The sequence below is a fragment of the Pseudarthrobacter sp. N5 genome (genome assembly GCF_050157035.1).
In the GTDB taxonomy this organism is placed as follows: Bacteria; Actinomycetota; Actinomycetes; order Actinomycetales; family Micrococcaceae; genus Arthrobacter.
This window is the reverse complement of sequence record NZ_CP189593.1, coordinates 3,567,377-3,593,519: the sequence shown is the minus strand read 5'-3', so window position 1 is coordinate 3,593,519 and position 26,143 is coordinate 3,567,377. Positions and strand designations below refer to the sequence as shown.

At 64.4% G+C, this 26,143-nt stretch carries 21 protein-coding genes and 1 tRNA gene; 8 read left to right on the top strand and 14 right to left on the bottom strand.

Annotated features, from left to right (window positions below; translation table 11 throughout):
- Nucleotides 1-60: 60 nt before the first annotated feature.
- Nucleotides 61-1,638 carry a molybdopterin-dependent oxidoreductase gene (locus tag ACQCST_RS17225; RefSeq protein WP_426996935.1) on the bottom strand — a complete coding sequence of 526 codons (1,578 nt, stop codon included), beginning with the start codon at nucleotides 1,636-1,638 and terminating at the stop codon, nucleotides 61-63.
- Between the two features lie 106 nt (nucleotides 1,639-1,744).
- Here ACQCST_RS17225 and purD point away from each other — a divergent pair, with 106 nt between their 5' ends.
- Nucleotides 1,745-3,073 (top strand): phosphoribosylamine--glycine ligase, encoded by a 1,329-nt coding sequence (gene purD, locus ACQCST_RS17220; RefSeq protein ID WP_426999209.1) that lies wholly within the window; start codon nucleotides 1,745-1,747, stop codon nucleotides 3,071-3,073.
- An 11-nt stretch (nucleotides 3,074-3,084) separates the two neighbouring features.
- A complete protein-coding gene (locus ACQCST_RS17215) occupies nucleotides 3,085-4,062 on the top strand; it encodes a phosphoribosylaminoimidazolesuccinocarboxamide synthase (RefSeq protein WP_426999208.1) in 978 nt (325 codons plus the stop codon).
- 73 nt (nucleotides 4,063-4,135) lie between these two features.
- Here the strand turns inward: ACQCST_RS17215 and ACQCST_RS17210 are convergent, their stop codons facing one another.
- The gene (locus tag ACQCST_RS17210; protein ID WP_426996934.1) at nucleotides 4,136-5,398 is read right to left on the bottom strand and encodes a helix-turn-helix domain-containing protein; all 1,263 of its coding nucleotides are present in this window, start codon (nucleotides 5,396-5,398) and stop codon (nucleotides 4,136-4,138) included.
- Between the two features lie 132 nt (nucleotides 5,399-5,530).
- Between ACQCST_RS17210 and ACQCST_RS17205 the strand changes: the two genes are divergently transcribed.
- Nucleotides 5,531-5,749 carry a hypothetical protein gene (locus tag ACQCST_RS17205; protein WP_426996933.1) on the top strand — a complete coding sequence of 73 codons (219 nt, stop codon included), beginning with the start codon at nucleotides 5,531-5,533 and terminating at the stop codon, nucleotides 5,747-5,749.
- A 208-nt stretch (nucleotides 5,750-5,957) separates the two neighbouring features.
- Here the strand turns inward: ACQCST_RS17205 and ACQCST_RS17200 are convergent.
- The 5 genes from ACQCST_RS17200 to ACQCST_RS17180 all read right to left on the bottom strand — a co-directional run bounded on the left by ACQCST_RS17200 (nucleotide 5,958) and on the right by ACQCST_RS17180 (nucleotide 13,317).
- Nucleotides 5,958-6,034: transfer RNA gene (locus ACQCST_RS17200), tRNA-Pro, on the bottom strand.
- A 95-nt stretch (nucleotides 6,035-6,129) separates the two neighbouring features.
- Nucleotides 6,130-8,049, bottom strand: a complete 1,920-nt coding sequence (locus tag ACQCST_RS17195) for an ABC transporter ATP-binding protein (protein ID WP_426996932.1) — start codon at nucleotides 8,047-8,049, stop codon at nucleotides 6,130-6,132.
- Nucleotides 8,046-9,869 (bottom strand): ABC transporter ATP-binding protein, encoded by a 1,824-nt coding sequence (locus ACQCST_RS17190; protein ID WP_426996931.1) that lies wholly within the window; start codon nucleotides 9,867-9,869, stop codon nucleotides 8,046-8,048. Before ACQCST_RS17190 ends, ACQCST_RS17195 begins: the two co-directional genes overlap by 4 nt.
- A gap of 229 nt (nucleotides 9,870-10,098) precedes the next feature.
- Nucleotides 10,099-11,046, bottom strand: a complete 948-nt coding sequence (locus tag ACQCST_RS17185; protein WP_426996930.1) for a metallophosphoesterase — start codon at nucleotides 11,044-11,046, stop codon at nucleotides 10,099-10,101.
- 3 nt (nucleotides 11,047-11,049) lie between these two features.
- Nucleotides 11,050-13,317 (bottom strand): transglycosylase domain-containing protein, encoded by a 2,268-nt coding sequence (locus tag ACQCST_RS17180; RefSeq protein ID WP_426996928.1) that lies wholly within the window; start codon nucleotides 13,315-13,317, stop codon nucleotides 11,050-11,052.
- Nucleotides 13,318-13,355: 38 nt separating this feature from the next.
- Between ACQCST_RS17180 and ACQCST_RS17175 the strand changes: the two genes are divergently transcribed.
- From ACQCST_RS17175 to ACQCST_RS17165, 3 genes are read left to right on the top strand one after another with little or no spacing between them, the layout of a single operon-like run.
- A complete protein-coding gene (locus ACQCST_RS17175; RefSeq protein ID WP_426996927.1) occupies nucleotides 13,356-13,511 on the top strand; it encodes a hypothetical protein in 156 nt (51 codons plus the stop codon).
- Between the two features lies 1 nt (nucleotide 13,512).
- Nucleotides 13,513-14,046: a RidA family protein gene (locus ACQCST_RS17170; RefSeq protein ID WP_426996926.1), complete on the top strand. Its 534-nt coding sequence runs from the start codon at nucleotides 13,513-13,515 to the stop codon at nucleotides 14,044-14,046.
- A gap of 16 nt (nucleotides 14,047-14,062) precedes the next feature.
- Nucleotides 14,063-14,974, top strand: coding sequence for an NUDIX hydrolase (locus ACQCST_RS17165; protein ID WP_426996925.1), 912 nt, complete (start codon nucleotides 14,063-14,065; stop codon nucleotides 14,972-14,974).
- Between the two features lie 117 nt (nucleotides 14,975-15,091).
- On the opposite strand, the gene ACQCST_RS17160 is transcribed toward ACQCST_RS17165, so the two are convergent.
- Complete coding sequence (locus tag ACQCST_RS17160) at nucleotides 15,092-15,769, bottom strand: Crp/Fnr family transcriptional regulator (RefSeq protein WP_214961308.1); 678 nt, start codon at nucleotides 15,767-15,769, stop codon at nucleotides 15,092-15,094.
- Between the two features lie 239 nt (nucleotides 15,770-16,008).
- Between ACQCST_RS17160 and ACQCST_RS17155 the strand changes: the two genes are divergently transcribed.
- Nucleotides 16,009-17,193 carry a MarP family serine protease gene (locus ACQCST_RS17155; RefSeq protein ID WP_426996924.1) on the top strand — a complete coding sequence of 395 codons (1,185 nt, stop codon included), beginning with the start codon at nucleotides 16,009-16,011 and terminating at the stop codon, nucleotides 17,191-17,193.
- On the opposite strand, the gene ACQCST_RS17150 is transcribed toward ACQCST_RS17155, so the two are convergent.
- From ACQCST_RS17150 to ACQCST_RS17125, 6 genes are all read right to left on the bottom strand, one after another.
- A complete protein-coding gene (locus tag ACQCST_RS17150; RefSeq protein WP_426996923.1) occupies nucleotides 17,194-18,276 on the bottom strand; it encodes a DUF2332 domain-containing protein in 1,083 nt (360 codons plus the stop codon).
- Nucleotides 18,277-18,280: 4 nt separating this feature from the next.
- Nucleotides 18,281-18,745, bottom strand: coding sequence for a type II 3-dehydroquinate dehydratase (aroQ, locus tag ACQCST_RS17145; protein ID WP_426996922.1), 465 nt, complete (start codon nucleotides 18,743-18,745; stop codon nucleotides 18,281-18,283).
- Between the two features lie 188 nt (nucleotides 18,746-18,933).
- Complete coding sequence (locus ACQCST_RS17140) at nucleotides 18,934-21,141, bottom strand: alpha-galactosidase (RefSeq protein WP_426996921.1); 2,208 nt, start codon at nucleotides 21,139-21,141, stop codon at nucleotides 18,934-18,936.
- Nucleotides 21,142-21,282: 141 nt separating this feature from the next.
- Nucleotides 21,283-22,623 carry an ABC transporter substrate-binding protein gene (locus tag ACQCST_RS17135; protein ID WP_426996920.1) on the bottom strand — a complete coding sequence of 447 codons (1,341 nt, stop codon included), beginning with the start codon at nucleotides 22,621-22,623 and terminating at the stop codon, nucleotides 21,283-21,285.
- A 112-nt stretch (nucleotides 22,624-22,735) separates the two neighbouring features.
- Nucleotides 22,736-23,746, bottom strand: coding sequence for a carbohydrate ABC transporter permease (locus ACQCST_RS17130; protein ID WP_426996919.1), 1,011 nt, complete (start codon nucleotides 23,744-23,746; stop codon nucleotides 22,736-22,738).
- A gap of 10 nt (nucleotides 23,747-23,756) precedes the next feature.
- Complete coding sequence (locus ACQCST_RS17125) at nucleotides 23,757-24,713, bottom strand: carbohydrate ABC transporter permease (protein WP_426996918.1); 957 nt, start codon at nucleotides 24,711-24,713, stop codon at nucleotides 23,757-23,759.
- A 226-nt stretch (nucleotides 24,714-24,939) separates the two neighbouring features.
- On the opposite strand from ACQCST_RS17125, the gene ACQCST_RS17120 reads away from it, so the two are divergent.
- On the top strand, nucleotides 24,940-26,142 hold the full coding sequence (locus tag ACQCST_RS17120; protein WP_426996917.1) for a Gfo/Idh/MocA family protein: 1,203 nt from the start codon (nucleotides 24,940-24,942) through the stop codon (nucleotides 26,140-26,142).
- The last annotated feature ends 1 nt before the right edge of the window (nucleotide 26,143 follow it).

Here is a 26,143-nt window from a genome sequence, read left to right as displayed (position 1 = left end):
ACGCTCTCCTGCAGGCGCGCCAGGGCAGCGGTTCTTGCGGGGGCTGTTGCGCCGGCCGGGCTATTCCACGGTCACCAGGACGGACTGCCAGCCTGACGCACCGTCCGGAACCGGATCCGCGCGCTTGTCGGTCTGGACCTCGCCGGTGCCGTCAGTGGCCCGGGCCTTGATGTAGTGCGGGCCCGGGGTGGCGTCCCAGGCGAAGGACCATTGGCGCCAGGTGACCAGGGATGCCTCGTTGGAGAGGACCGCCTCGGTCCACGGCCCGTTGTCGATCTGGATCTCCACCTTGGTGATGCCGCGGGTCTGGGCCCAGGCACTGCCGCCCAGTGCCACGCGTCCGGCCGCCACCTTGGCGAAGGACTTGGGGACTTCCACACGGGCCATGGTCTTGATGGGGCCGCGCTCTGACCAGCCGCGGTGGGTCCAATAGGCCTTGCTGTCGGCGAAGCGGGTCACTTCCAGGTCCACCACCCATTTGGTGGCTGAGACGAAGCCGTACAGCCCGGGGACCACCATGCGTACGGGGTAGCCGTGTTCCAGCGGCAGCGGCTCACCGTTCATGCCGATCGCCAGCATGGCGTCGCGGTTATCCTGCAGCACTTCCAGCGGTGTGGACGCGCTGAAGCCGTCAATGGAGGTGGAGAGCACCATGTCCGCGCCGTCCTTGGGGCGCGCCCGCTTCAGGACTTCGCGGATGGGCAGGCCCAGCCATTTGGCATTGCCGGCGAGGTTTCCGCCCACCGGGTTTGAAACACAGGTAAGGGTTACATGCGATTCGATCAGTTCGGCGTCGAGCAGGTCCTGGAAGGTGAGGCGGATTTCCTGTTCCACCAGACCGTGGACACGGAGCTCCCACTCATCGGCGTTGATTTCGGGAACGCTCAGGGCGGTGTCGATCCGGTAGAAGTCGCCGGTGGGGGTGAGCCATGGCGTCACGCCCGGGGTGGCGGACTGGACGCCGGCAGGAATTACGGCGGCGGCCTTGGTCGCCGCCGGGAGCTGCAGGGAGCCGCGGGCCCGCGCCACGTTGCTGCGCGCGGCACTCAACAGCCGGCCGCCCGTAGCGGAGATGGCAGCGGCGGCAGCGGTGATGCCGGTGGCGGCGAAGAAGGCCCGGCGCGACGTTGCGGGCCGCTCCGTGCCTTTTGCGGCGGTGTCTGCTGGGGCATCGGGGAAGCTGCGGAGCCGCCACAACGGCGCAATCAGCAGCCGCAGGGCCACCAGGCCGGCAACCGTGCCGATCAGGGTGGGGATGGCGTCAACGGGCTTCACGCTGGCCCGCGTCACCACGGCGGCCACGATCACGGCACCCATCAGGAGCACTCCGGCCACGCCCAGCGCCCACTTCCGGAAGGCCACCACGCCCAGCACACACGCCAGCAAGGCAATGGTTGCGCCCATCCCAACGAACAGGGCGGCCTTGTCATTGGTGCCGAAGGTGGCGATGGCAAAGTCCTTCATCCACGGCGGGGTGAAGTCGATGAAGGTGGACCCCAGGGCAATCACCGGCGTTGCGCGCGCTGTGAAGAAAGCCCCGATCAGTTCCGCTACGGAAAGTACGACGGCGGCAGCCGCCACCCCGGCCAGCGCCGCCAACGCGGTGGGCCCCTTGAGCCAGTTCATCAGCTTGTTCATGCACTGGCTTCGTAGCGGCAGGCACTAGGGATGGCTGGGCCCGGTGCGAAGCCCGCGGCGACACAGCTTAGGAGCCTGCCCGGTGCACAAAGTACCCTTGGATACTGTGAAGGTACTCGTCATTGGCCCCGGAGGCCGCGAACACGCCATTGTCCGCTCCCTGCTCGCCGATCCCAACGTCTCGGAAGTCCATGCGGCACCGGGCAACGCGGGCATCAGCAAGCTGGTCCCCACGCACGCCATTGACGGCAACGATCCAGAGGCCGTGGCCGCACTGGCCAGCAGGCTGACCGTTGACCTGGTGGTGGTGGGACCCGAGGCCCCGCTCGCCGCAGGCGTTTCCGACGCCGTCCGTGCTGCCGGCATTCCAGTGTTCGGGCCCAGCAAGGCCGCGGCCCAGCTGGAAGCATCCAAGGCGTTCGCCAAGCAGGTCATGGCCGAGGCCGGAGTGCCCACCGCCATGGCCCTCGTCGCCGCAAACGCCGAGGAAGCCGTCGCCGCCCTGGACACCTTCGGTGCACCGTATGTGGTCAAGGACGACGGCCTGGCCGCGGGCAAGGGCGTGGTGGTCACCAAGGACCGCGACGAAGCCCTGGCCCACGCCCAGACGTGCTTCGACGCCGGCGGAACCGTGGTGATCGAGGAATTCCTGGACGGACCGGAGGTTTCCGTCTTTGTCCTGTGCGACGGACACAACACCATGGCGCTCTCGCCGGCACAGGATTTCAAGCGCATCTTCGACAACGATGAAGGCCCCAATACCGGCGGCATGGGCGCGTACACCCCGCTGGAATGGGCGCCCGCAGGCCTGGTCCAGGAAGTGATTGACCGGGTGGCCCAGCCGACTGTCATCGAGATGGCCAACCGCGGCACCCCTTTCGTGGGCGTGCTCTTTGTGGGCCTGGCCCTGACATCGCGCGGCACGCGCGTCATCGAATTCAACGTCCGCTTCGGCGATCCCGAGACCCAGGCTGTGCTGGCGCGGCTCAAGACGCCCCTGGGCGGGCTGCTGATGGCAGCTGCCAAAGGCGAACTGGACAAGGTGGGCGAGCTGCGCTGGTCCAAGGAGACCGCTGTCGCCGTCGTCGTCGCCTCCGAAAACTACCCCGACGCCCCCCGCACGGGGGACCGGATCCGGGGGCTCAAGAAGGTGGATCAGCTGGACGGCGTCCATGTGGTCCATGCGGGCACCAGGCTCGACGACGAAGGCAAGGTGGTCTCCGCCGGTGGTCGGGTGCTCGCCGTGGTGGCGCTCGGTTCGGACCTCGTGGAGGCACGTGAAAGGGCGTACGACGGCGTGGAGCTGGTTCAGCTGGAAGGCTCCCAGTTCCGAACTGACATCGGCGGCAAGGCCGCCCGTGGTGAGATCAAGGTAGCGTCCGGCGGCACTGGTGTGCTCCCAGCGACCCCAGCTGCCTCGAAGGCAAAGGCATGACCGTGGCTGAAATGAAGCAGCACTCCACTAATTTTGGATCAGATTCCGGATCTGACTCCGGCAGCAACGCCGGGGGACTGGACACCCAGGCGCTGGATCTCCCGGGCTGGGAGCACGTGTACTCGGGCAAGGTCCGGGACCTGTACGTTCCTGTGGATGATTCCATCCGGGAAATGATCGGCCAGGACTGCGTGCTGGTGGTGGCGAGCGACCGCATCAGCGCCTACGATCACGTCCTCGCCAGCGAGATCCCGGACAAGGGCCGCATCCTGACCCAGCTGAGCCTGTGGTGGTTTGACCAGCTGGATGTTGAGCACCACGTGCTGGAGTCCACGGTTGAAGGTGGCGTTCCTGCTGCCGTTGAGGGTCGCGCCATGATCTGCAAGAAGCTGGACATGTTCCCGGTGGAGTGCATCGCCCGCGGCTACCTGACCGGCTCCGGACTTGTTGAGTACAAGGATTCCGGCACTGTCTGCAGCATCCCGCTGCCCGAAGGACTGGTGGACGGTTCGCGCCTGTCCCCGGCCATTTTCACGCCATCCGCCAAGGCAGAGGTGGGGGAGCACGACGAAAACATCACCTATAACGACGTAGTTGCCATGGTGGGCGATGACATCGCGGAACGGCTGAGTGAGCTGACTCTCAAGATCTACACAACGGCGGAGAACGTGGCCCGTGAACGCGGCATCATCCTCGCCGACACCAAGGTGGAGTTCGGCTATGATCCGGTCAGCGGCAGCATCACCCTCGGTGATGAAGTCCTGACCCCGGATTCCTCGCGCTTCTGGGACGCGGCGAGCTACGCTCCCGGAAAATCCCAGCCGTCGTATGACAAGCAGTATGTCCGCGACTGGCTGACGTCAGCGGAATCGGGGTGGGACAAATCATCGGACACCCCGCCGCCGGCCCTCCCCGCAGATGTCATTGCCCGGACGCGCAGCCGCTACATGGAGGCGTACGAGAAGATCACCGGCAGGACGTTCGTCTAGGTGCTGACTCCACCGGCGGGCGGTTCGTCAAAGCGCGTCGTCCGCTGGGCACCCGTCCAGGTGGTGCGCTGCTTCAGCTGGCCTCGGCTGCTGCGGCGCGGCGCTGTGCAAGCCTGATCTCCAGGACGGCGTCCATGGCCTGCTGGACCCGGTCTGAGGCGCCTGCCGCACTGAATGCCCGCTGGGCCTCCTCCAGGTGCACCAGAGCCTCCTCCGATTCACCAGCAGCCTTGAGCGACTTCCCCAGGAGCAGCGACACTTCACCGGCCGTGTGCTTTGCGAGGGCCGCCCGTTCTGCGTGGATTTCCCGAAGCTTCAGGACAGCGGCAACCACATCGCCGGTGAGGTAGAGCCAGCGGGCGCGGATGAATGCGACTTCCAGTTCATCGGTCTTGTTTCCGCCCACAATGGACAGCGCCAGTTCGGCGCGTTCAATGGCGGAGAGAGTTTCCGGCTCCACAATTCCGGAGGAAAGCCGGACCGCTGCGGAGGCCTTGTTGAAGCGGGCCCACAGTTCAATGTCATTCGCGGGGGACAGAAGCCGTGCTGCGCGCTCGTGGTGCCTGATGCCCTCGGCGTAGTCGTGCCGCATAAACGCGACGTTGCCGATCACCCAGGCCACTTCCCCGGCGAGCTGGGTCATGGACTGTTCGTCCGTCTGCTCGTTCATGGCTTCGCAGTAGACCCAGGCCTCGTCCATCCGGCCGCTTTCTGCCAGCGCGCCGATCAAGGCCCGGAGTGCGCCGATGATCAGAGTGGATCCCTGGGGCAACTTTTCGCAGAGCTTGACTGCCTTCTGGGCGTGTTCCACTGCAGCGGTGAGTTGTCCTTGGCCCTGGCAGGCGGCCGCCAGCATCTGCCGGGCACGGACCCCCAGCCCTGCGGATTCAGTGGCCATGGGGTGCTCCACGAGGTGCTGCATGATCTTCTGGCATTCCAGCCAGCGGCCCTGCTTGATGAGGCATTCGGCCTGCATATAGGTCATGTTCCACCAGGCGCTGGTGTTCTTGCCTTCCAAGGCAATTTGCGCGGCTATGGCGGCGTGGCTGGCAGCCAGCGGGTAGTCCCGGAGGTCCCATGCCTGACGTGCATAGAGCCCCGCGAGGACATACTCGGCATCACTGACCGATATTGGCTGGCTCCAGGCTTCGAGCGCTTTGGGGGCCAGCTCCAGGCGGCGCGCCAGCTCCTCGATGACGTCGGCCGTTGGTTCCCGGCGGCCGGTTTCCAACAGTGAAATGTAGCTGGGCGAATACAGGTCCTTCCCCAGCGCAGCCTGCGTCAACCCGCGTTCGAGTCGCTCCGCACGGAGCTTCTCCCCGAATCCGTTCCCCACGGGTTTTCCTCCTCATTCCGGACAGCCTTTATACCCAATGCTTGACAGTCCCTGTGGAAATAATTTTACAATGTATGTCAACAAGGGCAGTGCTGACTTTGTAACGAATCCGACTCGTATTGAGGAACTCATATGTTGAAGAAGATTGCGGCCGCCGCCGTTCTGGCAGGCGCACTGGCATTCTCTGCTGCGGCTCCCGCCGTACTTTCCGCAGGTTCGATTGCGGATTTCACCGGCTCCACCGTTGCCGTGGGCAACTGGCCGGATCCCATGCGGGTCTCGCAGGCGGTTGGCAACTGGCCCGACCCCATGCTTTCCACCAATGTCGGGAACTGGCCTGACCCGATGTAATTCTTTTCCGCAAGGGATCAACGGCTCCGGGACGTGTGCGAACCACCTCCCGGAGCCATTTTTCCGTCCTGCTGGAGGCCGGACTTCCGCTGCTCGGAAACGGCCAGGCACGCCAGAATAGCAATGACCAGGTCTTCTGAACCGCAGCCTCCGGATTGGCTGGAACAAGTAAAGAGGGCCTCCCGTGTGGGAGACCCTCTTTACTGTTTGGTCGGGATGACAGGATTTGAACCTGCGACCTCGTCGTCCCGAACGACGCGCGCTACCAAGCTGCGCCACATCCCGATCCGCTGCAAAAGCAACTTTACAAGAATAGCGGATGGCAGGTCCGGATGCGAAATCCGCCAGCGGCGCCGTCCGGAACCATCTCCGGAATCCTTTTAGACCAAGGAGTCTTTCCACGCCCCGTGCAGCTGGGCGAAACGTCCGCCGCCACCGATCAGCTCTTCAGGCGTGCCGTCCTCCACCACCCGTCCGTCGTGGACCACCAGCACACGGTCCGCGGTTTCCACGGTGGAGAGCCGGTGCGCGATGATGAGGGCCGTGCGCCGCGCACCGCCCTCACGGGCATCCCCGGCACGCGCTTCCCCGGCACGCGCTTCCCCGGCACACAGGGTGCCGGCGTCACTGCCAGTCCCGCCGCCGCCGTCGCCGGTCCCCCGGAGAAGGCGCGCCAGGCCGTTCTGGACCAGACGCTCGGAGGGGATGTCCAGCGATGACGTGGCTTCGTCCAGAATCAACACAGCCGGGCGGGCCAGGAACGCGCGGGCGAAGCTGATGAGCTGCCGCTGGCCGGCGGAAACCCGGCCACCACGCTTGTTGACGTCGGTGTCGTAACCCTCCGGCAACTCCGCGATGAACTCGTGCGCCCCCACAGCCTTGGCCGCCTCCTCGATCTCCTCGCGGGAGGCTTCCGGCCGGCCGAGGGCGATATTGTCTGCCACGGAGCCGCTGAACAGGAAAGCTTCCTGGGTGACCATCACCACGTTGCGGCGCAGGTCCGAGGTTGTCAGGCTGCGCAGATCCACACCATCCAGGGTGAGCGATCCGGACGTGACATCGTAGAACCGGGCGATCAGCTTGGCCAGCGTGGATTTGCCGGCTCCGGTCTGGCCCACGAGTGCCACGGTCTGTCCGGCCGGGATGTGCAGGTCCATGGTGGGAATGATCACGGGGCCGTCACCATAACCGAACTCCACGTCTTTGAAATCGATGGTGCCTACGGCATCCCGGAGTGCAACCGGGTTCTTGGGCGGCCGGACGGTGGGAACTTCCTCGAGCAGACCTGAGACCTTTTCGAGGGCGGCCTGGGCGCTCTGGAAGGAGTTGTAGAACATGGCCATCTGGTCCACCGGCTGGAAGAAGCGCTTGGTGGAGAGAATGAGTGCCAGGAGCACGCCCACAGCCAGTTCGCCGGTGATCACGCGGAAACCACCGAACAGCAGCACCACGGCGACGCACACGTTGCCGATCAGCACCAAGCCCGGCTGGAAAACCCCGTTGAGGTTGATGGAGCGGACGGTTACCGTCCGGTAGTCCTCGGAAAGCTGTCCGTAGCGCTCCGCGTTTTCGCGCTCCTTGCGGAAGGCCTTGACGGCGCGGATGCCGGTCATGGTCTCCACAAAGTGCACGATCAGCCGGGCGGACACTACGCGGGACTCGCGGAAGACGATCTGGGAGTGCTTCTGGTACCAGCGGGCCAGGAAGTACATCGGCACGCCCGCGGCAAGCACCATCAGCCCGCTGCGCCAATCCAGCGCGAACACCGTGATGGCCGTGAAAATCATAAAAAGCATGCCCGAGGCCAACGAGCTGACGCCGGAATCGAGGAGTTCGCGGAGCGCTTCGAGGTCCGAGGTCTGCCGGGCAATAATGCGGCCGGACGTGTATTTCTCGTGGAATTCCAGGCTGAGCCGCTGCGTGTGCCTGAACACCCGCACCCGCAGATCCAGCAGCATGGACTGGCTGAGCCTCGCCGTGGACGTCACATACATTGCCGTCAGGCCTGCCGTAACGAGGGCAGCCGCCAGATACGCGACGCCGGCCAGTACCAGCGGGACGTTGTCCCCTGCCTGCAGGGCCGGCAACGCACGGTCGATCCCGAAAGCGATGAGTGCCGGCCCCGCCACCCGCGCAGCCTGCGAGAGCACCACCATAACGATCGTCAGCCAGAATCGCAGCCGCACCGGGCGGATCAGCGACCCCAACAAGGCGACAGACCGCCGTCGTACAGTTTTGCTGTCGCTTTTACTGAGGTGTGCGTTGTCCTCATTGGCTGTGCCGAAGGTTGCGCTGGTCATCGGGAAACCTCCTCTGTCTGGCCGTCGAGGTGGGATAGCTCGGAGTCCAGCAGCTCGGAATCCAGGTCCCGGGGTTCTGTTTCGAGGCTGGCAATCACGTAGCGGTAGTGCTGGCTACGGGCCAGCAGCTCCGCATGGGTTCCGACGGCGGTGATGCGGCCTTCCTGAAGCAGCGCCACCCGGTCGGCAAGAGCCACAGTGGACGGCCGGTGGGCGACGATCAGGGTGGTGGTGTCGGCGAGGACTTCGCGCAGCCGCCTCTCCACAAGTACTTCCGTGTTGACGTCCAGTGCGGACAGGGGATCATCCAGCACCAGCACCCTGGGCTTGGCCGCGATGGCCCGGGCCAGGGCGATGCGCTGCCGCTGGCCGCCGGATAGGCTCAGCCCTTCCTCGCCGATCAGGGTGTCAAGACCCTGCGGGAGGGAAAATGCAAAGTGTGCCTGGGCGACGTCGAGCGCTTCCTCCAGGGCTACTTCGGTGCGCTCACGGGCCCCGAGGAGCACGTTGTCCCGCACTGAGTTGGAGAACAGCGTGGTGTCCTCGAACGCCACTGCCACTACTTCGCGGAGCTCCTCCACACTGAAGTCGCGGAGGTCCACGCCGTCGATGGTGATGGAGCCGTCGGTTACCTCATAGAGCCGGGGAACCAGCTGGAGCAGGGCGCTCTTGCCGCTGCCGGTGATGCCCACCAGCGCCATGGTCTCGCCCGGGCGGATGTCCAGGCTGACGTCCTTCAGGATCGGCTTGTCCAGGGCATCCTCGAAGGCGAAGGTGGCCTGGTTGAAGCTGAGCGCTCCCTTGAGTCCGGCCGGGCGGGTGGGCTCGGCCGGGCTGGTGATGGTGTTCACCGAATCCATGACCTCGTAGTGGCGGTCCACGGCCGTTTTGGCGGTGAGGGCCATGGCCAGGAGCATGCCGCAGAACTCAACGGGCGAGGCGATCACCGCAGCCGTGGCGAAGAAGGCAACCAGCGAACCGATGCTCAGCTCACGGTTCGCGGCCAGCATCACCCCCACCACCAGGCCTGCGCCGAGTGCCAGCTCGGGCAGCAGGGTAACCACCAAGCTGAACGTTGCGAGGTGCTTGGCCTTGGCGATCTCGGTCTTGCGGAGTTCCTCGGCCTGTTCGTTAAAGTTCTCCAGCGCCTCGCGGCTGCGGCCAAATGCCTTCAGCACCCGGATGCCGTGGACGGATTCCTCCACGGTGGTGGCCAGATCACCGGCCTGGTCCTGGCTGAGGCGGGTAACTTTGCTGAAGCGTGTCCGGAACCGGAAGGCGTAGATCATGATCGGCACGGCCGCCGCGAGGAAAATGAGGGCCAGCTGCCAGCTCATGGAGAACATCACGACGACGCCGATCACCACAGTGAGGGTGGTGACCACCAGCATGATGGCACCGAACGCCATCCAGCGGCGCAGGAAGTTCAGGTCCGTCATGGCACGGGAGAGCAGTTGCCCGGATCCCCAGCGGTCATGGAAGGAAACGGTGAGGTCCTGCAGGTGGCCGTAGAGCGAAACTCGCATCCTGGTTTCCACCGTGGTTGCCGGGTTGATGACGAAAAAGCGGCGCAGCGCTACCAGCCCTGCCTCGGCAATCCCAAGGAGCAGGATCACGACGGCGGCAACCCACACTGCGTCCGTGGCCCCGCCGGGCTCGAGCGAATCGTTGATGAGGACCCGGAGCACCTGGGGGATGGTGAGGGCCACGAGGCTTGCCAGGAGCGCACTCATGAGCCCCATAAATAGCCGGGGGATAATCGGCTTCATATGTGGGTAGAGACGGCTGATTGATCTGAAAAATGAAGTCTGCTTGGCCATGCCCGCTTCTTAAACCCGACTGCGAATGTAGTTTCCCGTAGCAACTACCCTATGCCATGGCGTGACACGGTTCACAGGAATTCACCATGCGTGGGGATTTGGCACAGTTATTCCGTTTCGCAATGCACCCCGCGTCATGCCGGGATCCTGGGTGTGGCCCGTAGGCTCCCTTCCGGAACGCAGCCTACGGGCCGAACCCACGGTCTGGCGAAGGCAGGCGCACAGGCGCTCAGGCGGGGGACGTCAGGGTCAGCAGCACGGCCTCGGGCCTGCAGGCGATGCGGATCGGGGCGAAGCGTGAGGTGCCGATGCCGCCGGAGACGTTCACCGGCGTCGTACGTCCTTTGCTTTCCCAATCGTTGAGACCCTTGGCCCGCCACGTGGGGATGTCGCAGTTGGCAATGAGGGCGCCGTAGCCGGGGATGCAGAGCTGGCCGCCGTGGGTGTGGCCGGCCAGGAGCAGATCCGCACCGTCCTCGGTGAAGTGGTCCAGCACACGCTGATAGGGGGCATGGATGACGGCCACCTTCAGATGCGGATTGGAGTCCTGGCCCTTGGTGCCGCGGGGCCATCCCGCGTACCTCTCGCGCTTGAGGTGGGGATCGTCCACGCCGGAGAAATCAAAGCGCAGGCCTTTGAGTACCAGGGACTGGTTGCGGTTGGTCAGATCCACCCAGCCGCCCATGCCGAATCCGGAGCGGAGCCGAGGCCAGTCCAGCTCCACAGGGTCAGGTTTGGTTTTCGAAGGGCCCAGCAAATACGAGGCCGGGTTCTTGAGCCTGGGTGCGAAGTAGTCGTTGGAGCCCGGGACAAAAACGCCGGGGAATTCCAGCAGCGGCGCCAACGCCTTAAGCAGCGGATCGATTGCCTTGGCATGGCTGAGGTTGTCGCCGGTGTTCACCACCAGATCCGGTTTCAGGGCGGCCAGGGAACCCAGCCACTCGGCCTTGGTGTTCTGGCCCGGCACAAAGTGGATGTCGCTCAGGTGCAGGACGCGGAACGGGGCCTGGCCCGCCGGAAGGATGGGCAGCGTCTCCTCACGGAGCACAAACTGGTTCTTTTCCCACAGGCCGTAGCCCACGGTGGCCGCGCCGGCCAGTGTGCCCGCTGCGGCGGTGACGGCAAAGCCGCGCCCGATGCTTCGGACGCGGCTGGCCAGTGTGGATGCGGCCGTCACCGGCTACCCGTTTCCTTTGGGTTTGTCGCTGGGCGCCGGGGCCGGGGCAGGGGAGGACGGCGCCACCGGTGCCGTGGTGGACTGCGTGTTCGGCCGCGGTGCTCCCGGCGCGTCGAGCAGATTTGACGGCGGAGCCTGGAACGGGTTGGTGCCGTAGGCCGGTGCCATCTGCGCCATGAACTTGGAGAACTGAGGCCCGGCGATCATGTAACCGTCAATGAACTTGTAGAACGTGCCGTTGATGGTGATGTTGCGGCCATAACGCCGTTGGTCGCCGAGCGGGTCGCCGAACCAGGATGCCGTGGCCAGGCCGGTGGTATAACCGACCACCCAGGTGGAACTGTTGCTGTCGTTGGTACCGGTCTTGGCCGCGATGGGGAAGTTGGTCTTGGTGGAAATACGCGGCTGGATCAGTGAGCCGGAGCCCTGGTTCAGGACCTCCTGCATGGCAGACGCGACACCGCGTGCCACCTCGGGTTTGACGGCGTCCTTGCAGTTGCTGGCCTGCGCGGGCAGTTGGGCGCCGGCCTGGTCCGTCACCGAGGTGATGGCGATCGGTTCGCAGTACTTGCCGTCGTTGGCGAAGGTGGCAAACGCACTCGCCATGGTCAGCGGCGCAGTCTGGGTGGTACCGATCAGGTTTGCCAGAGTTGTCATTTTCACCTGCGGGTTGGGATTGCCGTCCGCATCGGGCAGCCCGCCGTGGATGCCCACAGCGTCAACAATCTTCTGGATACCGCAGAGGTCAAGCTGGGCCGCTGAGGCGAAGGTGGCAGTGTTGATCGAGTTCATCAGACCGTACAGCACAGTCATCGAACTGTAGTGGACTTCATCCGAGTTCTGCAGGTCAAAGCTGTCGGGAACCGTTGCGTCATACCAGCCCACCGTCGGGTTGGGGCAGGTGTTCTTCCACGGAAACTTCGGCGGATAGCGGCGGGTGGCAGCGTTGATGGTGGTTTTCATGGACTTACCCTCGTTGAGCCACTCAGCGAAGGTGAAGGGCTTCATGGTGGACCCGGGCTGGGCGCCGCCGAGCCCGTTCAGGTCACTGCCGTTCTTGTCGAGTTTGTCCACGTTGAAATTGAGGTTGGAATCGAACTTTCCCTCGGTCTTGAACCACACCGTGTTCTGCGCCATGTTGGTGATTTTGCCGGTGTTCGGCTGCACGGAAACCAGCGATGCGCCCCACTTGTCAGGATTCGCTCCGGCCGTGGCATCCACCTGGGCCTGTGCGGCGTTCTGCGCCTTGGGGTCCAGGGTGGTGGTGATGGTGAGGCCGCCGCGGAACACCATCTTTTCGCGCTGGGCTGCGTCGGCCCCGTAGGCCGGGTTGTTCAGCAGCAGGTGCAGCACGTAATCGCAGAAGTACGGTGCCGTTGACGCGTACTGGCAGCCCTGGCTGGCCGGGGTGACCTTGGGTGTCACGGGCGTGGCAACCGCGGCGTCGTAGTCCGCCCGTTTGATTTTTCCCTGTGTGAACATGGCGTTCAGTACGAGGTCCCGGCGGTTCTTGGAGTTTTCCGGGTTGGTGATGGGGTCAAAGGCGGAAGGGCTGTTGACCAGCCCGGCCAGAAGCGCCGCCTGGGGGAGCGTGAGGTCCTTGGCCGTGGTGCTGAAGAAGAACTTGGACGCGGCCTCGATGCCGTAGGCGTCGCGGTTGAAGAAGACAATGTTGAGGTAGCCCTCAAGGATCTGTTCCTTGGTGAACTTCTTCTCCAAAGCGATGGCGAGCTTCATCTCGCGGAGCTTGTCACCCACGCCCTTGTTCACACCATTGAGCTTGACGTCCTCGCCCTTGCCCTGGGCTTCCAAGGAGGAGTTGAGGATGTTGTTCACATACTGCTGGGTGATGGTGGAGGCGCCCTGCTTGTTACCGCGCGCGGTGCTCACCAGCGCACGCAGGATGCCCGTGGTGTCAACACCGCCGTGCTCGTAAAATCTGGTGTCCTCGATGGAGATCACGGCGTCCCGCATGAACGGTGAGATCTGGTCCAGCGGAACCTTGGTGCGGTTCTCCGCGAAAAGATTGGCGATGACACTGCCATCGGAGGCCAGAATCTTGGTGGACTGGCTGGGCGGATCCACCTGCAGCTCCGCCGGAAGAGTGTCAAAGAATTGGATGGAACCGCTGGCCGTGCTGCCCGAGACGGCGGCTGCCGGGACCAGGAGTCCCGCCACCAGGACACCACAAACAGCGCTCACACCAAGGAAACCAAAAATCTTTCCGAGGGTAGTGGCCGTGTCGAAAATGGGGTTCTTACGAGTCACCATGTTTTCCACTTTACCGGCAAGGACATAGGCTTTAGTTCATGACCAAATGGGAGTACGCCACGATTCCACTCATTATTCACGCCACGAAGCAGATCCTGGACCAGTGGGGAGAGGACGGCTGGGACCTCGTCCAGGTAGTCACAGGACCCGATGGAAAAGGCCTGGTTGCCTACCTCAAGAGGGAGAAGCAGTAACGTGACTACCCCTGCAGAAACCACCGCTGGCGCCGGAACAGCCCCGATTTCCGCCGTCGAGCAGCGCCTTGCCGAGCTGGGCCTGAGCCTGCCTGATGTTGCCGCCCCGGTGGCCGCCTATGTCCCCGCCGTGATCTCCGGCAACCACGTCTACACCTCCGGGCAGCTGCCTTTCATTAACGGCAAACTCGAAGCTACGGGCAAGGTGTCCGCCGGCGCCGAGGGCAACGCAGACGAGCCCACCGTGTCGCCCGAAGATGCCAAGGCCTACGCCGCTGTCTGCGCCGTCAACGCGCTGGCAGCAGTCAAGAGCGTCATCGGAGACCTGGACCGCATCACCCGGATCGTCAAGGTAGTCGGTTTCGTCTCCTCGGATCCCTCCTTCACAGGCCAGCCCGGCGTCATCAACGGTGCGTCCGAGCTCCTGGGCAAAGTCCTGGGTGACGCGGGGCAGCACGCCCGTTCCGCCGTCGGGGTTTCCGTCCTGCCGCTCGATTCTCCTGTTGAGGTCGAACTGATCGCCGAATTCAGCTAGGGACCGGTCACTTCACTTGCCTCAGTTAGCCCGACGCCTGTTTGTTCTACCCCCCGATCTTGAAGGGGCAGCGCAAAGCTGGCTTGAACACGGCGAGCGGACGCCGCGCGCGGCCCGTTTCGCCTCATCCGTAGTCCTGTTGCGCGATTCCCCCACCGGTCTGGAGACCTGGCTCGGCTACCGTCCGGGCACGTCGCCGCTGGGCGTTCTCGCCTTCCCCGGAGGTTCCCTGGAAACGTCCGACGACGACGCCCTCGGCTGGCTGGGCCCCTCACCCCAGCATTGGGCCGAGTCGATGGGGACCGGCGACGTCGGGCTGGCACGCCGCCACGTGGTGGGCGCGATCCGGGAACTCTTCGAGGAAACCGGCGTGCTGCTGGCCGGGCCGGACCTGTCCACCACGGTGGAAGCAACGTCCAGGGCGGAATGGATGCGGGCACGTGAAGCCGTGGCTGCGCAGGAGAAGTCCTTCACCGACATGCTGGTAAAGCGCGGATTGTCGCTCCGGACCGACCTGCTCAAGTCGCTGGTGAACTGGCAGAGCCCGGACTTTGCGCACCGCCGGTTCAATACCCGCTACTTTGCAGCTACCGTCCCGGTAAACCAGCAGCCGTCACTGCTGGCCAGCAAGGGAGTTTGGGGCCGCTGGGTGTGCGTGACCAAGATCATCCGCGAACGGGACACCTCGTCCCTCGGTGATGAAGTGGGCCAGGAAAACACCGTTGGCCTGAAGCTCGGCCAGCTGCTGGTTCCCGGATCCGAGATCATGCTGGAAAAAATGGCTGCCGCGAACGGCTGCATCGCCTACCTCAGCTACAAGCGCAAGGCCCACGTGTATCAGCCGAAGCTCGTTGAGGAAGACGGCAAGCTGATGCTCGAAGTTGAGGCAGCAAAGACCGTCGCCGGCGAACCCCAGCGGGAACGCTGACCTGGCCTTGCTCGCTGCCGGGACGCGGACTGAAGTCCGCTGAGTCGAACCCCGAGACAGAAGGCCGGCTCCCGTTTCGGCGGGACCGGCCTTCTTGTCTTGTGCTGCTGAAGATGTTTAGCGGGAGCGCTGGCGGAGGCGCTGCATGTCCAGGATGACGACGGCGCGGGCTTCGAGCCGGAGCCAGCCGCGCTGGACGAACTCGGCCAGTGCCTTGTTGACGGTTTCGCGGGAGGCGCCCACCAGCTGGGCCAGTTCCTCCTGCGTGAGTTCGTGCGCCACCAGGACGCCGTCGGTCGCAGGCCTGCCGAAGCGGTCTGCCAGGTCCAGCAGTGCCTTGGCCACGCGGCCCGGGACGTCGGAGAACACGAGGTCAGAGAGCGAATCGTTGGTGCGGCGCAGGCGGCGTGCCAGTGCTTGCAGCAGCTGAGCAGAAACCTCCGGGCGGGTCCGCAGCAGGGCGTTGAGGCTTTCGTTCCTGAGGCCGGCGAGCCGGGTCTCGGAAACGGCCGTTGCCGTCGCCGTACGGGGGCTGGGGTCGAACAGTGCCATCTCGCCGAAGAGCTCGCCGGGGCCGAGGATCGCCAGCAGGGATTCACGTCCGTCCGGGGATGTGCGGCCGAGCTTGACCTTGCCGGAGACGATGAAGTAGAGCTGGTCGCCCTGATCACCCTCGCGGAATACAGATGCCCCACGCGAAAGGTCCACCTCGGTGAGCTCGTCCGTCAACAGACGGAATGCTTCGTCGTCGAGCGTGGCGAAAAGGGGCGCGCGGCGCAATACCTCGATGTCCATGAAATCTCCTGAATAAATGTGTCGGCTGTGGCGCTTGTGCCATTGTTTCAGAATTTTCAACGTTCTGTGACGTACTTGGCACCAGCAACGCCTGAAATGACGCCCAGACCCCGCCGTGGGCGCCCTTAGAGTTCCGTGCTGCCCGCAGATTGGCTCTTCCGGGCCGCCGCAAACCGTCCCCGGCAGATTGTCAGAGATCCCCCGTAGAATTGGGCATCAACCGTTTGTAAGGAGCCCCGGTGTTTGGCTTGACCGTTCTGGACCTGGCGTTGATTATGACGCTCCTGTCCTACCTGATCTATGGCCTGCGCAACGGCTTTCTCGTGACGCTGGGCGGCATTGCCGGCTTTGCCGCAGGAGCCGTGGCGGCTTTCCTTGCCGTGCCGCTTGTGAGCGATTTCGTCAACGACAGCGGATGGAGGCTGACCGCAATAGTGGCCGCCGCTGTCGTGCTTATGGGCCTTGGCCATGCCTTGGGAACCATGATCGGCCGGAAAATCCGCAGTGCCGTGCGGATCACCCCGCTTCGCACTGTGGACCGGCTGGTGGGCGGCGGCGTGAATCTGGTGGTCTCGGCCCTGGTGATGTCCATGCTGGCCTTCAGCATCAGTTCGCTCGGCGTCCCGTTCGTGTCCCAGCAGCTGGCCGAATCCAAGGTGATCCGCTTTATCGACGGGCTGACGCCCACCCCGGTCAAAACCACCATGGCGCAGCTGCGTTCAACGGTGATCGGCAACGGAATTCCTACCCTGATCGAGGGCCGGGGACAAGGTCAGCCCGTGGCGGCCCCCAACGCCAGTACGGATACGCCGGCGTTGAACAAGGCTGCCGAATCTGTGCTGAAAATCGCCGGTACTGCCTTTCAGTGCGGCCAGAACCAGACTGGATCCGGCTTTGTGGTTTCGCCGGGAAGGGTGGTCACGAATGCGCATGTGGTTGCGGGCGTGTCGCAGCCTGTCGTTGAGATTCCGGGCGGCGGGGCCATGCCCGGCAGGGTGGTCTACTTCGACAGCCAGCGTGACCTTGCCGTCCTGGCCGTGGACGGATTGCCCTCCACACCGCTGGGGCTGAGCCCGGACCTGCCGGCCGGCAGCCAGGCAGCCTTCGCCGGCTACCCGCACGGCGGCCCGTTACAGTCCAAACCTGCAACGGTTCAGGACATCACCACTGTGCTGGTCCCCGATATCTACGGCAACAACCCGTCCGCGGATGAGGTCTACCGGCTCGCCGGTGACGTCCAGCCCGGCAACTCGGGCGGCCCGCTGCTCACCACAGAAGGCCTGGTGGCCGGTGTCATCTTCGCCAAAACCACCTCAGATGCCGCCCTGGGGTTCGCCATCCCCATGATCGACCTCAATCCCGTGGCCGCCCAGGCGCCGGGGCTCAGCAGGGCCGTGTCTTCCGGGCAGTGTATTCAGAAGTAATCAGGGCTCGAGCCACTCGATGCTCTGACCGTGCGGTCCGGTGATGGCCACGGGCTTTCCGTTGTGAAGGAGCAGGAACCGACCACGTAGCCTGTCCTCGGCCATCTCCGGGACAACGTTGGATCCGTCCTCCTGATCGATGACTTTGTGCCCCTCGTTGGACAGCCAGTGGCAGCCGCGGCCGGCGGCGAGGCTGGCGATGGTTTCACGGAAGCGGGCCCGCTCCCCGGCGTTGAGATAGCCCAGCACGGCGCTATGAAAAATTACCAGGGTGGCCTCATCAGGTGCATGTCCTGCCAGGTCCAGAAGCTGGCGGTTGAGGTCCCCGGCCACCAGCCGCGGCGGATCCCTCCGGGCGACTGCGACCGCCTGGCGCAGCCGCTCACGGCGGAAATCCTGTTCGGGCCAGACAAGAGCTTCCAGCCAGGCAACATCCTCAGGATTGTTGACGTCAAGCGGGTTCAGATCGATGCCGGCACGCCACGTCACCTCAGGCAATCTGTCTGGCAACGGGACAGGACCGGTTGTGGTGCAGCGGAGTACCGGGGCCTCGCTCCCCGACACCCGGGCGGGGGCCAGCCGCGTAACCGATGTGCCGTCGTCGAACTCGTAGCTGTACTGGTCCGGGAACAGCACCAGCCCGGCAGAGGCGCCCACCTCAATCAACGCCAGCGGCTTGCCGTCGGCAGCGGCGATCGCGGCGAATGACGGCAGCAGCGTGGCGCAGCGGCCGGCTTCGTTGGTCTGGGTGGCGCGTGAAAGGACAATGCGCGTGACGTCCGTCCAGTGCGCGTCCAAAAACTCGCGGAATGCAGCGTAAGGGCTGATCTGCGCGCCCAGAAAGCGGGCAGCGGCCAGCATCAGATTGGGCTGACGTTTATGGTGCGGCCACTGCTCGATCCGCTCGATCAGCGCCGGATCATCAGCAATCCCCAGCGTCCATTCTGAATAGCAGGCCGAGGATCCAGGCGCCTCGAAAAGTCCGAAATGCCGGTACCACTCTGCCGTGCGGCTGGGCGGTTTGGCAGCATGGGAAGCATCGCTGGTACCGGGTTCGGCGCTGGCACCGGATTCGGCGGCCACGGGACTAAACCACCTCGGCCAGGTAATCGATGGCGAGCCTGTAGCCGTGCACGCCGGCGCCCACGATCACCGCGGTGCACACGCCGGAGAGGTAAGAGTGGTGCCGGAATTCCTCACGCTGGTGCACATTGGTGATGTGCACCTCCACCGAGGGAAGCTCGACGGCGGCCAGCGCATCACGGAGCGCTACGGACGTGTGCGTGAACGCGCCAGCGTTAATGACAATGCCGACGGCGGTACCGCGGGCAGCGTGGATGGCGTCCAGGAGATCGCCCTCGTGGTTGGACTGGACACAGTCCACCGTGAAGCCGTGGGACTCGGCCGCGGCGATGGCCAGTTGCTCAACGTCAGCCAGCGTGGACGTGCCGTACTTCTCCGGCTCGCGTGTTCCGAGGAGGTTGAGGTTGGGGCCGTTGACAATAAGGATGGTGCCGCGGCCGGCTGCGACAGGGGAGGTGGCGTCAGTCATGAGTCCCAATCTATAGGGTTGTGGGACCGTGGGATGCTGGATTCTGCTCCATCATTCGATTAGATAAACTTCGCATGGCCGGAAAACCGCAGGTGCGCGAGAGCGTCTCGGCGAATGATGGAGCAGAAACCGTCGGTCCTGACTCCCAGGCCGACGTCATGCGGCCTCGGGTTCCTGCAACCCCGTTCCTACAGCCCAGTGACGCGGAGGAGGACTGCGTGTTCCGGGTTCAGGATGGGCATCGGCAGGCCCACCTCGGCCAGGAAAGTGCCGGCGGCCTCAGCCCCGGACTCCAGCCAGGCTGGTGGCCGGACCTGGGTGAAGGTGTGGGCATAGTCGGCGTCGCCAGGGGCAGGGAAGATGGCCTCAACACGGTAGCTCCGGTCCGGATCGAGCCCTGGGATGGTCACCCGGCCGGGCTGCTCCGCAAACGCGCTACCGGTGCTGACCAGGGCAAACAGGGCAGCAGTCTGACCGGCTGCCACAGCTGCCGGAGAGACCACACCATGCAACATCAGTGAGTCGTCGGCGACATCCGCGCGCACCATCCGGCCACTGTGGATCAGGCCGCGGTGCTCTTTGTACAGCCCGATGAACCGCTTAAGTTCTTCACGTTCAGCACCCACCACTCCGCGCACATCCCATTCCATGCCGAAATGACCGAACAGGGCCGTGATGGCGCGGAAGGACAGATCATGGGTGCGGGCCGTGGTGTGCGAAGTGGTGGGGCCGACGTGGCCGCCCACCAACTCCGGCGGGACCACCAGGCCGGTCCAGCGCTGGATGGTCTGACGCTCCAGGGCATCGTTGCAGTCCGAGGCCCAGATCCGGTCCGTCCGCTGCAGGATGCCAAGATCCACGCGGGCGCCGCCGGATGAACAGCTTTCAATCTCCACGCCCGGGTGCGCCTTCTTCAGCTCGTCGAACAGCCGGTACGCCGCGAGTGTCTGCCCGTGCACGGAGGCGCGTCCGGCGTGGCCGTGCTCCAGCAGGTCCCGGTTCTGGTCCCACTTGAGATAGCTGATGTTGTTCTCGCGCAGCAGGGCGGAGATCCGGTCAAAGATGTACTGCCATGCCTCCGGATTCACCAGATCGATGATGTGCTGGTTGCGCCATTCCAGCGGCAGCCGGCCGCCGTCCTTCCGGGAGGCCGCGGCCGGGCCTGCGATCCAGTCCGGATGCGCCCGCGCTATGTCGGAATCCAGGTTGACCATTTCCGGTTCCACCCAGAGCCCGAACTCCATGCCGCGGGAGGTGACCGCCTCGATCAGCGGCGCCAGGCCGGACGGCCAGAGGGTTTCGTCCACGTACCAGTCACCCAGACCGGCGTGGTCGTCGCGGCGTCCGCGGAACCAGCCGTCGTCGAGCACAAAGCGCTCCACCCCGAGATCGGAGGCGGAGTCCGCCAACTCGATCAGGGTGCCCAGGTTGTGGGCGAAGTACACTGCTTCCCAGGTGTTGAGCACCACCGGGCGCGGCTTGCCGGCCGGGAGCCCGCTGGCGGCTGCCCCTGCACCAGAAGCGGGCAGCACATGATGAGGCCGGGCGCGGAACCAGCTGTAAAACGCCTCACTGATCCCGTCCAGGCCGCGCTTCGAGTACGCCGCGAAAAGTGCCGGGGTGGTGTGGCTGCCATTGGGTGCGAGAACCACTTCGGCGGACCCCAGCAGCTCGGAGCCGCCGATCATGGTGCGCCCGTCTCCAATGCTGTCCGCAAACTGCTCATGGTTACCGCTCCAGGCCAGGTGCGTGGCCCACACCTTGCCGTGCCGGTTGCCGAAACCGGCTGTCCCGGCGGCCAGCAGCAGTGAGGAATCGTGCCCGGTGCGCCCGTGGCGACCGGTCCGGACCCAGGTGCCCTGCTGGATCTCGCGGCGCTGCGGGTGGCGTTCCCGGCACCACCGGCCGGTCAGGTCCAGGAGTTCCGTGGCCTCCGGCCCCACCGGCAGAACGGTCGCGAGTTCATCAAGCTGGAAGGGCGTGGACCCCGTGTTGGTGACGGTGTGCCGCATTTCCAGCAGGCCGCCGTCGTGCAGTTTCAGTGTGGACTCAATGCTGATGCCGGCATCCGCATCCGACTGAATCACGACGGCGGTGGTCCCTTCAGCGGTGGCGCTCACGGCGCGGAGGCGGACGGAAAAGTCAAAGCCGGCCACGCCGTCGACGATCCTGTGGCCCCGGAGCGCGGGACGCCCGCGCCAGCTGGAAGAAGCCTGGGGGAGGAGCCCGGCCGGAACGGTGGCGTCGATGGCGGAGTGCGGAACCGGATCACCGAGAATGGCCAGATCCGGCAGGATGCCGCCAAGGTCTGCGCCCCAATGGATGACTTCTGCCTCTCCGCTGTCGAAGCTGATCAGCAGGCTGGTGCCGGCGGAACGGAGGTGCAGGGGGTCCATGGTGGCTTCACTTTCGGTGGTCTTGGTTGTGTAGGGCCGGAGTGAATGCGGAGCCCGCTCCGTGCTCCTGGGATGGATCCGGGAGCGCAGTGCGGGCCCCGCAAACGGGTTGGTCTGCTTCGCAGCGTTACCTGAACAGGGTTACTTGAACAGCGTGTTGACCTGGTTGTTGGCTTCCGTGAGCGAGCTGGCGGGCTTCTTGCCTGACAGCACCGCGTCCATAGCCGGCTTCATGATGCCGTCAATCTTGGCTGCTTTGTCAGCGATTGGGAAGAGGAACGTGGTGCCATCCTTGACGTGGGTGGTGAAGGCGCTGACGTCGGTGCCCTTGGCCTCGAAAGCCTTGGCCGCCAGCTCGGATGAGCTGGTGATGGCCGGGAACACAACGGCCTTGCTGGCCACGACGTCCTGGCAATTGGCCGAGGCGAGGTATTCGACCCATTTGACGGAGGCCGCCGGGTTCTTGGTACCGGCCCAGATGGAATCTGCCAGGCCGTTGAACATGCTGGCGCGCTTGCCGTCGGGACCCTTGGGGGTGGGGGCGATTCCGGTCGCCACACCCTTGTAGGTGCTGTACTGGCCGATCAGCCAGTCACCGGTGGTGTTGATGGCTGCCTTGCCGGCACCGAAGTTGTCCGCCAGGCTGGCGCCGACGGTGGTTTCGAGCTTGGGCATGTAGCCTTTCTCGATCAGGCCGGCCCACCAGGTGATGGTTTCCTGGAACTTGGGGTCGTCGTAGTTGAATTTCTTGCCCCACGGGTTTTTGTCCGTGGCGGTCCAGCCGGTGGTGGCGCTGAGGAAGCTCCACTCGGTCTGGCCCTGGCCCGAGCCGCTGCCGGCGAGGCCGAGGCCGAAGACGGCGACGTTGTTCTTGTCGAAGCCGGCTTCGTCGCCGCGCTTGCCGTTCTTGTCCACGGTCAGGTGGGCGATCGCCTTTTCGTAGCTGCCGCCGTCGGAGGGGTTCCAGTCCAGGTTCGCCATCTGCTCGGCGCTGAGGCCTGCGGAGTCCGTCATGGCCTTGTTGTAAAAGAGGCCAACGGTGTCCCAATCCTTGGGGAGGCCATAGCGCTTGCCGTCTTCGCCAACCCACAGATCCGCGAGACCCTGGTTGTAGATGTCCAGCTTGATGCCGTCGTTCTTGACAGCGTCGTCCAGGGACAGCAGCTGCTTCTTCGAGGCATACTCGGGGAACTTGGCGAGGTGGTCCGTGAAGACGTCCGGCGCGGTGCCGGCGACGAAGCCGTTGGTCAGGGTGGCCCAGTAGTCGTCCCAGCCGCGCTGGGTGATCTTGACCTTGATGTCCGGGTTGGCCTTAGTGAAATCGTCTGCGCACTGCTGGTAAGCGGGGAGCTGGTTGGCATCCCACAGCCAGTAATTAATCTCGCCCTTTGCCTCCGAGGAGGCAGGGGCTGAACCGCCGCAGGCGGACAGGGACAGGGCGATGGCTGCGGCGGCAGCGACGGCGCCGATGGTTTTCTTCATGATGGACCTTTCGTGATTTCTTGCGGGAAGGGGTAAAGCGGGAGGGCGGTAGAGCGGGAGGGCGGTAGAGCGGGAAGGATCTTGCGAGGAGGGGGGAATTGCCTGGAGCGGATTACTTGATTCCTGAGAAGCCGATGGAGTTGACCACCTTCTTGCCGAAGGCAATGAACAGCAGCAGGATGGGGATGGCAGCCACCAGGGTTGCAGCCATCAGCCCGCTCCAGTCCGGGGCGCCCTGCGGCGACTGGGACTTGAAGACGCCCAGGCCCACGGTGAGCACCCGGACGCTTTCCTCCTGGCCCACCAGCAGCGGCCAGAAGTATTCGTTCCACGTGCCGATGAACGTCAGCAGCGCCAGCGTTGCCAGCGGTGCGGCGGCGTTGGGCAGCACGATCTGGAAAAAGATCCGCACGTGCTTTGCGCCGTCCAGCATGGCTGCCTCCTCCACTTCGCGGGACATGCTCATGAAGAACTGCCGCAGGAAGAAGATGGCGAAGGGGGTCATGAAAACGAACGGCAGAATGATGCCGGCGTAGGTGTTGAGCAGGCCCAGGTTCTTGATCATCAGGAAGTTGGGGAGGGCGGTGAAGATCGGCGGGACCATCATGGTTGCCAGGAACAGGGCGAAGACCTTGTCCCGGCCGGGCCAGCGCAGCCGGGAGAAGGCATAGGCGGCCATGGCGCTGAAGAAAACCTGGCCCGCGGTGACCAGCGTGGACACGATCACGGAGTTCCGCAGGTACATCCAGAAGTTGATGGCCGCGCCGGAACCGCCTTCGGCGATGGCTTCCTCGGGGCTCTGCAGCCCCAGGACGCGCTTGAAGGCACCCCAGCTGAAGTCCGCGGGAAGCAGGTTGCCGGCGTTGGCTGCCAGCGAATGGTTGCTGGACAGTGCCGTCCGGAGCATCCACAGGAACGGGGCCAGCGTGACGATCAGGGCGATCACCACAAGTGTATAGGCGCCCACGCGGCCCCATTTGATGGGTTTACGGGGACGCACGACGGCGGAACGGGCTGACGTGCCGCCGTCGCTGGTGCCGCCGTCGCCGGTGCTGGAGGCGCGGGAGGTGCTGCGGGCTCTGCCTGACTCTGCGGTGCGGCGGGGATTAGTGGAGGTGGTCATGGCGGCTTCCTTAGTCCAGATCCGATTCGTTGCCCTTGAGGAACTTCATTTGGATGAAGGCCACCAGGGCGAGGATGACAAAGAGAATGACGGACAGTGCAGAGGCATAGCCGAAGTCGGACTCGGCGAAGGCCTTCTGGTAGATGTACATCTGGATCACACGGGAGGCGTTGACGGGCCCGCCGCCGGTGGTGACGGCAACGGTGTCGAAGACCTGGAAGGAACCGATCACGGTCACCACGAGGACCAGCACCAGGACCGGGCGGAGCAGCGGCATGGTGATGCTCCAGAACGTCCTTGATGGAGAAGCGCCATCCAGGGATGCAACCTCGTAGACGTGGTTCGGGATTGCCTGCAGTCCGGCGAAGATCAGAAGGGCCGTGTAGCCCATGTGGCGCCAGACGTTGACGAACGCGATGGTGGGGATGGCCCACTGCTCGCTGCCGAAGAAAGCGATGCGCGGCAGGCCCATCCAGCTGATGACCTCATTGACGATGCCGAGCTGGTAGTCCAGCATCCAGAACCAGAGGAGCGCAACGATCACATTTGCTACCAGGAACGGCAGCAGCAGCGCGCCGCGGATGAACGTGGATTTCGCCACCCGGTGCATCAGCAGCGCCAATCCGATTGCGATGACTGTCTGGAAGCCGATGTTCAGGGCCACGTACTGGACAGTCACGGTCATGGCGTTCCAGAACAGGTCATCGCTGAAGATCGCGGTGTAGTTCTTGATGCCGATCCAGGTGGGATCCCCCAGGATGCTGTATTCGGTGAAGCTGAGGTAGATGCCGCGGATGGTGGGGATCAAGAAGAAGGCGACGAAGCCGATCATCGCCGGAAGGATAAAGAGCAGTGCGATCTTCAGATCCCCGAGGCGGCGGATCAGGCTGGGCATTGCCGGTTTGGGGGACCTTCTGCTGTTTGCCTTGCCGGCTGCCGGATCCGGCAGTTTGGTGATGGTGGTCATCTTCGACCCTCCTGAATGAATGTGACGTGAGTAACAAGTGAGAGAGAATCTACACGAGTAGAAATGCACGCGCAAGTATTTTGTCCTGCAAATCTTGGAGTCTTTTTCAGGGTGCCGAATTCTGTTGACTCGTGTAGATTCCGGTGGAAGAATCGTGGAAGCCCGTTTTGGGCCAACTGGAGCGGCTGCAGCCGCCTTGGATCACGCAGCAACAGAAAGGTAGACAATGACGTTTTCAATTGGTGTAGTCGGCGTCGGTCAGTTCGGCGGCCACTTCGCCCACCTCTTCAAGCTCCACCCGGGCGTCAGCGAGGTCTACGTCGTGGATGAGCGCCCGGAACGCGCGGCGGCGGCGCAGGAGCGTTGGGCGCTGGGCGGCACCAAGGCGAGTTTCGAGGAGCTGCTGGCATCCGACGTCGATGCCGTGGCAATTTTCACCCAGCGCTGGACCCACGGTCCCTTGGTGGAGCAGGCGCTGCGCGCCGGCAAGCACGTGTACTCGGCCGTGCCGATGGCTATCTCCGAAGAGGAGATCCAGCGCATCATCGAGGCCGTCCGCGAGACCAGGCTCATCTACGCCATGGGGGAAACCAGCTACTACAACCCGGCCACTGTCTATGCGCGGAAGCAGCATAAAGCCGGCAAGTTCGGCCGGATTTTCTACAGCGAGGGCGACTACGTCCATGACATGGACCTGGGCTTCTATGACGCCTACCAGTACAGCGGAGGCGAGGATTGGAAGGCGACAGCCAGCTACCCGCCCATGCTGTACCCCACCCACGCCATCGGCGGGGTCCTGGGTGCGGTGCCGGCACACGCCGTGAGCGTCAGCTGTGTGGGCGTCAAGGACGACCGCCAGGACGGCGTTTTCGACAAGGACGTCAGCATGTTCGGCAACGACTTCTCCAACGCTTCAGCGCTTTTTGAACTGAACGACGGCGGTGTGATGCGCACCAACGAGATGCGCCGGGTGGGCTACCCCTCACACCTCCGCGAATCCCGTTTCCGCTTCTTCGGCACGGAGGCGAGCTTTGAGCAGCTTGCCAACGTGACCGTGTGGCAGGACAAAAAGGATGTCCACGACGTCTCTGAGCAGATGGAAACCAAGCCCAGCATCTCCGCGGACGATCCTTCATTGGCCGATGTGGCACCCGAACTTCGTGACGCCTTCATCTCCGGGCTGGCGCCGGTCCACGACCGCGGCAGGCTTCCGGAAGAGTTCCTGGGCGCGCCCAATGGGCACGAGGGCAGCCACCAGTTCCTCGTTGATGATTTTGTTACCGCCGTCAATACCGGCACCCTCCCGCCGGTCAACGCCTGGGTGGCGGCGCGCTTCACGCTTCCCGGAATTGTGGCCCATGAATCCGCGCTGCAGAACGGCGCACGCCTGCCCATCCGCGATTTCGGCGATGCGCCCGGGAGCCAGTAGC

What these genes read in the sequence shown, in the direction of transcription:
- ACQCST_RS17120 (WP_426996917.1), top strand. Translation starts at nt 24,940, where the DNA reads ATGACGTTTTCAATTGGTGTAGTCGGCGTCGGTCAGTTCGGCGGCCAC.
- ACQCST_RS17180 (WP_426996928.1), bottom strand. Translation starts at nt 13,317, where the DNA reads ATGGTGACTCGTAAGAACCCCATTTTCGACACGGCCACTACCCTCGGA.
- ACQCST_RS17225 (WP_426996935.1), bottom strand. Translation starts at nt 1,638, where the DNA reads ATGAACAAGCTGATGAACTGGCTCAAGGGGCCCACCGCGTTGGCGGCG.
- ACQCST_RS17215 (WP_426999208.1), top strand. Translation starts at nt 3,085, where the DNA reads ATGAAGCAGCACTCCACTAATTTTGGATCAGATTCCGGATCTGACTCC.
- aroQ (WP_426996922.1), bottom strand. Translation starts at nt 18,745, where the DNA reads ATGACTGACGCCACCTCCCCTGTCGCAGCCGGCCGCGGCACCATCCTT.
- ACQCST_RS17135 (WP_426996920.1), bottom strand. Translation starts at nt 22,623, where the DNA reads ATGAAGAAAACCATCGGCGCCGTCGCTGCCGCCGCAGCCATCGCCCTG.
- ACQCST_RS17160 (WP_214961308.1), bottom strand. Translation starts at nt 15,769, where the DNA reads ATGGACATCGAGGTATTGCGCCGCGCGCCCCTTTTCGCCACGCTCGAC.
- ACQCST_RS17205 (WP_426996933.1), top strand. Translation starts at nt 5,531, where the DNA reads ATGTTGAAGAAGATTGCGGCCGCCGCCGTTCTGGCAGGCGCACTGGCA.
- ACQCST_RS17195 (WP_426996932.1), bottom strand. Translation starts at nt 8,049, where the DNA reads ATGACCAGCGCAACCTTCGGCACAGCCAATGAGGACAACGCACACCTC.
- ACQCST_RS17125 (WP_426996918.1), bottom strand. Translation starts at nt 24,713, where the DNA reads ATGACCACCATCACCAAACTGCCGGATCCGGCAGCCGGCAAGGCAAAC.
- ACQCST_RS17130 (WP_426996919.1), bottom strand. Translation starts at nt 23,746, where the DNA reads ATGACCACCTCCACTAATCCCCGCCGCACCGCAGAGTCAGGCAGAGCC.
- ACQCST_RS17175 (WP_426996927.1), top strand. Translation starts at nt 13,356, where the DNA reads ATGACCAAATGGGAGTACGCCACGATTCCACTCATTATTCACGCCACG.
- ACQCST_RS17140 (WP_426996921.1), bottom strand. Translation starts at nt 21,141, where the DNA reads ATGGACCCCCTGCACCTCCGTTCCGCCGGCACCAGCCTGCTGATCAGC.
- ACQCST_RS17190 (WP_426996931.1), bottom strand. Translation starts at nt 9,869, where the DNA reads ATGGCCAAGCAGACTTCATTTTTCAGATCAATCAGCCGTCTCTACCCA.